The organism is Candidatus Streptomyces philanthi (assembly GCF_059553635.1).
Map to the genome: position 1 here is coordinate 1 of NZ_JCANQV010000221.1, position 10,156 is coordinate 10,156.

Here is a 10,156-nt window from a genome sequence, read left to right on the forward strand (position 1 = left end):
CGCCGGGACCGGCTCGCCCGCTGAGGGCGGCCGTCCCCCTGGTGCCGTCCCCCTGGTGCCGTCCCCCTGGTGCCGTCCCCCTGGTGCCGTCCCCCCTGGGGCCGTGCCCCTGCGACCGTCCCACCCGCCGGGACCGGTCGTCCCCCGACCGCCTGCGGCATCGCCGCGAGCAGACCCGCCCCCTTCCTCGGCCCGCCCCGGAAGCCGAAGGGACATTCACCCGGTCGAGTGCAGAGCGATGACCGGTCAGCCGGGTTCCGGGCTGTCCGCCGTTACGGCGAACAGCCCCCGGGGCGTCCGGGGTCCCCTTCCTGCTCCTACCGGTTGGCGGCGCCCCTGATGGCGGCGCGCAGATCGTCCGCCTCCGGGTCCAGCGGCGGGAGCGGGGTCGCGTGGGCGGGGTCGAAGGCGTCGAAGAGGAGGGCGGTGAAGCGGGCGCGGGTGGCGGCCGTGGTGCCCGGGAGTACGAGGCCGGCGATGCCGAGGACGAGGAAGCGCGGGATGTCGTCGGGGGTGAGGTCGGTGCGGATCTCGCCCTGTTCCTGCCCCTGTTCCAGGAGGGGGCGCAGGGCCTCGCTGAGGCGCTGGAGGGCGTCGAGGGTGACATCGGCGAAGTTGCTGATGAAGGGGGCGAGGCCCGGTTCCTCGGTGATGAGGTCGAGCAGCCGGGTGGCGATGTCCTGGAGGGCCCGGCGCGGGTGGCGGGTGGCCGTGGCGTCGGCGATCAGGGGGAGGAGATCGGTGTCGAGGATGTCGTCGAGGACGGCCCGGACCACGGCCTCCCGGTTGGGGAAGTGCCGGTAGAGCGTGGCGATGCCCACACCCGCCTCGGCCGCGATCCGCTCCAGCGAGCCTTCGCCCGAGCCGAGGACGGAGCGTGCGGCGGCGACGATGCGCGCCGCACTGGAGCGTGCGTCGACCCGGCGGGCCCGGGGTGTGGGGGGTGTGGTGTTCGGCATCTGGTGTTTCCTCCCGTTCGGTGTCGCAGGGTACCCAAACGCCGGACCTGTGAGAGTGCCCCATCGGTTTGATAGGCAACTATCGTTTTGATAGTAGTCTCTCGGTTCTGGAGGCGCGGCCCACCGGCGGTCCGCGACGGAGAACAAGGGAGAACGGAATGTCCGTACTGCTCTACCGGATCGGACGCTTCGCCTACGCCAGGCCATGGCGGGTGATCGCGGCCTGGCTGGCGGTGGTGTGCGCCGTGGTGGGGCTCCTCGTGCTCAACCCCGTCAAGCTGAGCAACGAGGTACGCATCGACGGCACCCCGGCGCAGAAGGTCATCGACGACCTGGCGACCTCCCTGCCCGAGGCGTCCGGCGGGCAGGGCATGCTCGTCTTCCGCGCGCAGGACGGGAAGCGGGTCGACGGCGAGGGCAGCCGCGGCGCCCTGATGGCCGCGGTGGACGCGGTCTACCGCCACGACCACGTCGTCGACGCCCGCAAGACCCTCGCCGGCGAGATGGCCAAGGGGGAGAAGAGTCCCCTGATGCGGGCCCAGGCGGCGGTGGCCCGGGCGGTCGGCGCGCCCACCGGGGACAAGACGCCCCGCCCCCTTCAGGAACGCGGCCTGCCCGTGCCCGGAGTCGTGGTCTCGGCCGACGGCACCACGGCCCTGATGCAGTTCCAGTTCGACGAGCAGACCTATGAACTGCCCACCGGGACCGTCGACGGCGTCGTCCACGCCGCCGAGCAGCACGCCGGCAAGGGCCACCTCGACGTCCTGCCGTCGGCCATGATGATGGAGATGCCCGAGATCGTGGGCGCCGGCGAGGTCGTCGGCGTCGTCGTGGCCGCCCTCGTCCTGCTGATCACCCTCGGCTCGGTCGTGGCGGCGGGGCTGCCCCTGCTCGTCGCCGTGACCGGTGTCCTGGTGGGCGTCGGCGGCACCTTCGCCTTCTCCGCGGTCTTCGAGATCCACTCGCTCACCGTCGTCCTGGCGCTGATGCTGGGGCTCGCCGTCGGCATCGACTACGCCCTGTTCCTCATCAACCGGCAGCGGCGGCTCATCCTCGACGACGGCCTGGACGCGCACGAGGCGGCCGCCCGCGCCACCGGCACCGCCGGCAGCGCGGTCTTCTTCGCCGGCAGCACCGTCGTCATCGCCCTGGCGGGACTCCTGGTCGTCGGGATCACCCTGCTCAGCACGATGGCCCTGGCCGCCGCGGGGACCGTCGCCCTCGCCGTCCTCCTGGCCCTCACCCTGCTCCCGGCGCTCCTGGGACTGGTGAAGGAACGTATCTGCCCGCCCCGCACCCGGCAGAAGGCGCGGCAGCAGGCCGCCGCGGACGCGCCGCGGCGGGCGACCGCGTGGGGGAGGGCGCTGGTGCGCCACAAGTACCCCGCCATGGTCGCGGCGTTCCTGGTCCCGCTGGTCCTGGCCGTACCGGCCCTCGGCATGAAGCTGGGACTGCCGTCCGGCACCAGCTACGACACCGGCACCGTGCAGCGCCAGAGCTACGAGGCGGTCAGCGACGCCTTCGGCGCCGGCTACAACGGCCCCCTCATGGTCGTCGCCCGCTCCACGGACCCCGGGCGCCCCCTCACCCCCGAGGCCCTGGCCGGCGTCGCCTCCGAGGTGAAGCACACCAAGGGCGCCACGGCCGTCTCGCTCGCGGGCCTCGACAAGACCGGCACCGTGGCCGTCCTCGGCCTCGTCCCCGCCGACGGACCCAACGACGACGGCACCAAGGACCTCGTCACCTCCGTGCGGGACAAGAGCGGCGCGATGAGCGAGAAGTACGGCGTCACCGCGGGCGTCACCGGGTTCACCGCCCTCGGGATCGACGTGTCCGACCGCCTCGCCGACGTCCTCCCCCTCTACATCGCCACCGTGCTCGGGCTCTCGCTGCTCGTCCTGCTCCTGGTGTTCCGCTCCGTCGTCATCCCCGTGATGGCCACCGTCGGCTTCCTGCTGAGCATCGCCGCCGTCCTCGGCGCCACCACCGCCTTCTTCCAGTGGGGCTGGCTCCAGGGACTCCTCGGCCTCGACACGTCCGCACCCGTGGTGAGCCTGCTGCCCATCATCGTCACCGGCGTGCTCTACGGACTGGCCATGGACTACCAGATGTTCCTGGTCACCTCGATGCGCGAGGCCCGTGTGCACGGCCTCGGCCCGCTCGACGCCACGGTCTCCGGCGTCACCCACGCCAGTTCCGTCGTCGTCGCCGCGGCCACGATCATGGTCTCCGTCTTCGCCGGGTTCATCTTCAACGCCCAGCCCATGATCAAGCAGATCGGCTTCGCCCTGGCCCTGGGCATCCTCATCGACGCCTTCGTCATCCGCATGACGTTCATCCCCGCCACCATGGCACTCGTCCGCGAACGGGCCTGGTGGATCCCCGCCCGGCTGGACCGCCTCCTGCCCGACCTCGACGTCGAGGGCGACGCCCTCGCCCGGAAGATCCCCCTGCCCCTCCCGGCCGACCGGCAACAGCAGGCCGCGACCCAGGAGGTGTGACCCACCCCGCCCCCGTCCCGCCGCCGCGCGGTGGACGGGGGCGGGGCCGCCGGCCGGTGACCCAGCTGCCGCCCCATCACCCCGGCCCCCAAGGCTTAGTGTTGTGGAATGGTCGAGGAGACGCACAACAGTCTGAGCGGGCGGGCGGAGGCGGTCGTCCAGGCCGGGCACATCGGCGAAGTGCACCAGCATCTGCACGCGGCGGCTCCCGCGACACGGGTGGTGCCCTTTCAGGTGCCTCCCCCTTTGGACCACTTCGAGAACCGGCACGCCGAACAGGAACGCATCACCGGGGCCGTCGACGGGCACCGGGGCGGCGGCGGACCGCTGGTCGTCGCGCTCACCGGGATCGGCGGCATCGGCAAGACCGCCCTGGGCTTCCATGTCGCCCGCCGGCTGCGCCCCCGGTACCCGGACGGAGTGCTGTACGTCGATCTCGACGACCTGCGCACGGACGGCGCGGTGGAGGTGTCCGACGTCCTGGCGGGGCTGATGGCCGACCTGGGGGTCCCGCCGGAGTGGCTCAAGCCGTCCTTCGCCGGGCGCGCCCAGCAGTACTGGACGCACACCCACGACAAACGCCTCCTCGTGGTCGTCGACAACGCGCGCTTCGGCACGGAGGTGGTGCGGCTCCTCCCCGCCTCCGCCGACAGCCTGGTGATCGTCACCAGCCAGCGGCAGCTCCACGACCTCGACGGCGTGGCCGCGGTCGAGGTACCGGTGAACGCCCTCAGCACGGACGAGGCGGTACGCCTTCTCGGGCACCTCACGAACGACTCCCGGCTGTCCGCCGAACCGGACGCCGCGACGGAGCTGGCCCGGGGCTGCGAGGGACTGCCCGCCGCGCTCCTGGTCGCGGGCCGGTGGGTGCGCAAGTACCGCCGGCGCAGCCTGTCCCGGTTGGTCACCGAACTCACCGCGGAACTGCACGAGAAGGGGATTCCCATGGTCGAGGCCGTCTGGGACGCCGGATACGCGGGCCTGGAACCGGAATCCGCCCGCCTCTACCGCCTGCTGTCCCAGCACCCCGCCCCGGTCGTCACGGTCCCCGCGGCCGCCGCCCTCCTCGGCCGCGCCCTCGACCCCGCCGAGGACGCGCTGGACGAACTGGTGGCGGCGGGCCTGCTGGAGGCCCGGGACGAGGGCTACCGCATGCACGGCCTGCTGCGCGGCCACGCGGGCCGCCGCGCACGGCAGGCCGACCCGGACGGGACGGAACTCGCCGGGGCGCGCGGCGCGTTGACACGCTGGTACCGGCGCCAGGCCGCCCGCGCGGACCTGCTGGCGGCCGGCCCGCGCATGACCTTCGCCGAGCTGCCGCCCCCGATCGGGGACGTCCCGGACGTCGGCTTCACCACCGGGCCGCAGGCACGGCGCTGGCTGGAGTCGCAGCGGCTCGCCCTCCACGGCTGCGTGCGGACGGCCTTCGACGACGGACGCCACGAGGACGCCTGGGCCCTGTGCGAACCGCTGTGGACCCACTTCCTCGACCACCCGCACTACGCGGACATCATCGACGCCTTCACCACCGGCGTCGCCGCCGCCGAGCGCCTGGAGAACCTGCCGGCGACGGTGCGGATGCGCTGCCAGCTCGCCCGCCCGCTGTGGGAGCAGAAGCGCTACGACGAGGCCGCGGAACAGCTCCGGCGGGCGCTCGCCGCCGCCGGGGCGCTGGGCGACACGGAGAAGGAACGCCGGCTGAAGGCTTCCGTGAGGGAGTTCCGCGGCTCGCTGAGGTACGCGCAGGAGGACTGGGCGGGCGCCGCCGCGGACTTCGAGGCCGCACGGGACGTCCACGCCGCCATCGGGAACGCGTACGGCGTGCTGCTCCAGAACTACCTGCTGGGCCGGACCGCCCTGTGCCAGGGCGACCCCGGGCGCGCGGTCGCCCTGCTGCGCGAGGCCCACGAGGCGGCGCGGGAGCAGCGGCGCGAACGGATGACGGCGCGTACCGGCTTCGCCCTCGGCCGGGCCCTGCGCCGGGCCGGGCGGGCCGAGGAGGCCGGTGACCTCGTCCGCGCGGCGCTGGTGAACGCCCGTGAGCGGGGGTCGTCGTTCGACGAGGCGAGGATCCTCACGGAACTCGCCGCCCTCGCACAGGAGCGGGGGCGGCCCGCCGAGGCGGCGGAGCACCGCGCGGCGGCACACGAGCTGATCGCGCGGTCCGGCGGCCTTCCGGGGGACGATCAGAGTTCGTAGCCGGCATCGGCCTCCTCGGCCGGTGCCACCGTGACCCGCACCGCCACCGGGCCCGTCTCGCAGACCAGCGGGGCCGGCAGCGGCCGGTGCGGGGCGGCGGCGAGCCAGGCATGCACCGCCGAGACCACACCCGCCGGGTCGGTGCGGACGACCCGCCCGTCCGTCCTGCACGCCTCGACCCGCACGCTCAGCAGCCCGGCCGTGCGGCTTCGTACCAGGCACCGCTCGGGGGTGAGGATCGCGCCGGCGGTGCGGCACCCCGGGTGCTCGTCGAGGGCGTGGGCGGTCCAGCCGCCCGCCGTCCAGGTACGGGAGTGCGGTGCGGAGGGGGCGGGCAGCGCCCGGCGCCACAGCACCGACGCGCTCTGGAGAAGGCGTGGCCCCGCTTCGGGGTGTTCGGCCGCCAGATGGTGCACCGCCTCAGGGGTGGTCGGCGGGAACCGGGTGACGGTGATCCGGTCGCCGGACACCTCCGCCCGTACCGCGAAGGCGCCGGGGCGGCGCGGCGCGCCGCTCGGGCGCGGCAGCGGATGCGGTTCGGCCGGTGTCCTCGGCGGCGGGAGTTCCAGCAGCCGGTACAGCTCGGTCCGCAGGCGCGGCAGACACCGGCCCCGGAGGGCGAAGGCCGCGTCGGCGAACTGCCGGGTGTCGAGCGCTTCCGCGGCCCGCAGGACCCCGGCCAGGCCGGTGGCGTCGCCGAGGCGCGGGACCGCCGCCAGCATCCGGGCCATGGGGGTGCCGGGTATCAGCTCGCTGCCGCCGTCGTACGCGCCGATGACGGGGCGGCCGAGCGCCGCGGCGTAGAGCGCGGTCGACCCGTGGTCGGTGACCACGGCGTCGGACGCGACGAGCAGGCCGGCCCACTCCAGATACGGGTCCGGCAGCACCAGCCCGGCCGCCAGGGCGGGGGCGAGATGCCGCTTGAGGTCGAACGCGCCGGTGCGGCTGTACTCGTTGGGGTGGAGGACGAGGGCGAGCTGGTAGGCGTCGTGGGGGAGCCGTTCCAGCAGCTCGCCCGCGAGGCCGGGCCGGCGGGCGAGAAGCGACTCGCGCCCCCAGGTGGAGGTGAGCACGACGAGACGGCGTTCGCCCGTCCCCAGCGCCGCACGGAAACTCTCCCGGCGGTCGAGCGAGCCGAGCAGCCGGTCGAGCGTCGGATCGCCCACCACCGTCGCGCGGGCGGCGGCCGGCGGACAGTGCGCGGCGAGCCGGGCGACCTGTTCGCCGTGGGCCAGGGCGTGCAGATCGGCCCACGGCTCGTCGCCGGCGAGCAGGAAGTACGGGTCCAGGCCCGACGGGAGACGCGGCGAGCCCTCCCCGCCGAGCGTCTTGTTGAACCCGGCGCCGTGCGGCAGCACCACCCGGGGGCCCGACAGGGCACGCAGCGCGCCCTTCGGGCTGGCGGTCAGGATCAGGTCATGGGCGTCGGCGCGTGCCTCGTCCCAGCTGAGGGTGCGCGCCCCCGACCGTTCCAGGGCCGCCAGCGCGCCGACGTCGAAGGCCGACCCCGGCACCAGGGTGACGCGGACGCGGATGCGCGCGTCGCCCTCGAAGACCGGCAGCACGTCGAGGAGCCGGTGCAGCGCTCCCGCCGAACGGGCCGCGAGCAGCGCCGCCCGCTGCCGGCACCCGGTCGTGCCCTCCGGCGCCCCGCCGGACCGGGCGCGTGGTGCGGGCCGGGTGGGATCTTCCGGTGCTTCTGACGGCATGACATCGATCCTAGGCAACAGGGCCGGTCACGGCCCCGGGAGGCCCGGTGCCCCGGGGCACCCGCCGTCCGCTCCTCACCCCGGCACCGTGCACTCCAGGGCGTGCAGGTACGGGTTGACGACCAGGATGTCGCGGACGTCGAGGCCGGACCGGGTGGCGTGGCGGACCATGCTCTCCTTGGTGTGCTTGGCGCCGCCGACGTTCAGCAGGAGCAGCAGGTCCATGGCGGTGGTGAACTTCATGGACGGGCTGTCGTCGACGAGGTTCTCGATGATCACCACGCGGGCGCCGGGGCGGGCGGCGCCGACGACGTTGCGCAGCGTCCGGCCGGTGGAGTCGTCGTCCCACTCCAGGATGTTCTTGATGATGTAGACGTCGGCCTGTACGGGGACGGCCTCGCGGCAGTCGCCGGGCAGCAGCCGTACCCGGGGGGCGAGCGCGCCGCCCTCGCGCAGCCGGGGGTCCGCCTTCGCCACGACGGCCGGCAGGTCGAGGAGGGTGCCCTCCAGCTCCGGGTGCTTCTCCAGCAGGCTCGCCAGGACATGGCCCTGGCCCCCGCCGATGTCCGCCACCGTCCGCGCCCCGGCCAGGTCGAGGAGGGCCGCGACGTCGTCGGCCGACTGCTTGCTGGACGTGGTCATCGCCCGGTCGAAGATCTGGGCCGAGTCCCGCGCGTCCTGGTGCAGATAGTCGAAGAACCCCTTGCCGTAGAGGCTGTCGAAGACGCTGCGGCCGGACCGTACCGCGTCGTCGAGACGGGGCCAGGCGTCCCAGGTCCACGGTTCCGTGCACCACAGGGAGATGTACCGCAGGCTGTCGGGGGCGTCCTCGCGCAGCAGCCGGGACATCTCCGTGTGGGCGAACCTGCCGTCCGCGTCCTCCGTGAAGATGTCGTAGCAGCACAGGGCGCGCAGCAGCCGGCGCAGGGCGCGCGGCTCGGTGCCCACCGCGGCGGCCAGTTCCTCCGCTGTGGCGGGCTTCTCGCCCAGTTCGTCGGCGACGCCGAGGCGTGCCGCGGCCCGCACGGCGGCCGCGCACGCGGCGCCGAAGACGAGTTCCCGCAGCCGCATGGCGGGCTGGGGGGTGGGACGTGTGGTGGTCATGCCGCCTCTCCTTAGCCGTCAGGGGTGGGTGCGCCCGCGGCCGTCAGCACCGGCCGGCCGGCTTCGAGGACCGGCAGGTGTTGCCGGTGAACCGGTTGCCGGTGCCCTGCGGGTCCTTGTCGAGCAGATCGGCGGGCTTGTTGCCCAGCACGACGTTGCCGTGGATGACATTGCGCGCGTTGGGCGCGCCCACGAAGCTCGGGAAGAGGACGATGCCGCCCGACAGGGGGGAGCCCCCGGCGTTGTCCTCGACCAGGTTGCGCCGCACCCGTGCCTGCTCGGTGCCCGTGAGGACGATGCCGGAGCCCTGGAGGAACGGCAGGCGCTTGTTGGCGGGGCAGTGCTTGTTGTTGCCGGAGACGGCGTTGTCCTCGACCGTGAGCTCGCCCGCGCGGGGGCGGGACTCGTCGCCGACGACGAAGACCCCGCTGCAGTTCCCGGTGATGACGTTGTGGTCGACGGCCACGTTCCGCAGACGCCGCACGGTGACGCCGATGCGGTTCCGTGTCAGCCGGTTCCCGCTGACGGTGGTGCCGTGGACGTCGGGCGCGCCGCCCTCCGCGTCGACCATGTTCGCGAGGAAGACGCCCGCGTCCCCGCTCTCCCGGACGGTGTTGCCGCTGACCGTGCCACGGGTGGACCGCTCCTCCGCGATGCCCCAGACGCCGTTGTGGCGGGCGGTGACGTTCCGCACGGTCAGCCGGTCGGTGCGGGAGGCCCACACACCGCTCTTGGCGAAGCCGGAGACGGTCAGCGAGCGGACGGTGACGTCCTTGACGGGGGAGCCCTCCCGGCCGAGGACGCAGATGCCGTTGCCCTCCTCGCCGCAGGCGTTCGGCGAGCGGGTGCGGCCCGGCGTGAGGACCGTCTTCCGGCCCGCGCCGACGAGCCGCAGCCCCGGCTTGCCGATGAGGACGCTCTCGCGGTAGACACCCGGCCGGACGACGACGGTGTCACCCGGCCGGGCCGCGTCCACTGCCCGCTGGATCGATTCGCCCGGTCCGACGACCTGCCGCCCGGGGGCCTCGCCGGACGCGCCCGCCCCCAGCCCGCCGAACAGGATCGCCGCACCGCAGCCCATGGAAGTGATCTGTCGTAGTGCCATGAGGCGAAGCTATGGGCGATCATCACCGCCCGCCACATGTGGTAGCCCGTCGGCCACGGTGTGTACGGGCGCGGGCTACGCCCGGCCGGTGCCGTCCGCGACCAGGCCGAGGACGGGGCGCAGGCCGTCCGGCCGCTCGGCGGGGGCCAGCGGGTCCACCGGCAGATAGCGGCAGCCCAGCGCCGTGGCGCCGCCGTCCGCCCGCCGGTCGTCGCCGACCATCAGTACCTCGGACGGCGGCAGGCCCAGCGCGTGGCAGGCGAGTGCGAACAGCCTCCGGTCCGGCTTCTGGAGGCCGTGCTCGAACGAGAGGACGCAGTCGTCCAGATGGCGGTCCAGGCCGTGGGCGCGGAGCACCGGACGCAGGTCCCAGCCGATGTTGCTCACCACGCCGATCCGGACGCCGCGCCGCCGCAGTTGTGCCAGCACCTCGGCGGCGTCCGGGTAGGGCACCCAGGCGGCCGGTGTCATGTGCCGTTCGTAGAGCGCGTCGTACAGGGCGGGGGAGGGGAGCGGGACCCGGCGGGCGAGGCCGGTGTAGAGCTCGCGGTGGCGGGCCGCGTCGCGGTCGCGGACCTC

Annotated in this window: 7 protein-coding genes; 2 read left to right on the top strand and 5 right to left on the bottom strand. The window is 74.1% G+C overall.

What is annotated here, in order from left to right; genetic code table 11:
• Positions 1-317: 317 nt before the first annotated feature.
• Positions 318-959, bottom strand: coding sequence for a TetR/AcrR family transcriptional regulator (locus AC51EU_RS22125; protein ID WP_496268773.1), 642 nt, complete (start codon positions 957-959; stop codon positions 318-320).
• A 158-nt stretch (positions 960-1,117) separates the two neighbouring features.
• On the opposite strand from AC51EU_RS22125, the gene AC51EU_RS22130 reads away from it, so the two are divergent.
• Together AC51EU_RS22130 and AC51EU_RS22135 are read left to right on the top strand one after the other, a co-directional pair.
• Positions 1,118-3,460, top strand: a complete 2,343-nt coding sequence (locus AC51EU_RS22130; RefSeq protein ID WP_496268774.1) for an MMPL family transporter — start codon at positions 1,118-1,120, stop codon at positions 3,458-3,460.
• Positions 3,461-3,568: 108 nt separating this feature from the next.
• Positions 3,569-5,659 (top strand): hypothetical protein, encoded by a 2,091-nt coding sequence (locus AC51EU_RS22135; protein WP_496268775.1) that lies wholly within the window; start codon positions 3,569-3,571, stop codon positions 5,657-5,659.
• Here AC51EU_RS22135 and AC51EU_RS22140 read toward each other — a convergent pair.
• The 4 genes from AC51EU_RS22140 to AC51EU_RS22155 all read right to left on the bottom strand — a co-directional run.
• Entirely contained in the window at positions 5,647-7,368 is a 1,722-nt protein-coding gene (locus AC51EU_RS22140) for a translation initiation factor 2 (protein WP_496268776.1), read from the bottom strand. The genes AC51EU_RS22135 and AC51EU_RS22140 overlap by 13 nt on opposite strands.
• A gap of 75 nt (positions 7,369-7,443) precedes the next feature.
• Positions 7,444-8,472: a methyltransferase gene (locus tag AC51EU_RS22145; RefSeq protein WP_496268777.1), complete on the bottom strand. Its 1,029-nt coding sequence runs from the start codon at positions 8,470-8,472 to the stop codon at positions 7,444-7,446.
• 43 nt (positions 8,473-8,515) lie between these two features.
• Positions 8,516-9,577, bottom strand: a complete 1,062-nt coding sequence (locus tag AC51EU_RS22150) for a right-handed parallel beta-helix repeat-containing protein (RefSeq protein ID WP_496268778.1) — start codon at positions 9,575-9,577, stop codon at positions 8,516-8,518.
• 75 nt (positions 9,578-9,652) lie between these two features.
• On the bottom strand, positions 9,653-10,156 hold a 504-nt coding region (locus tag AC51EU_RS22155), incomplete at its 5' end, for an HAD-IA family hydrolase (protein ID WP_496268779.1).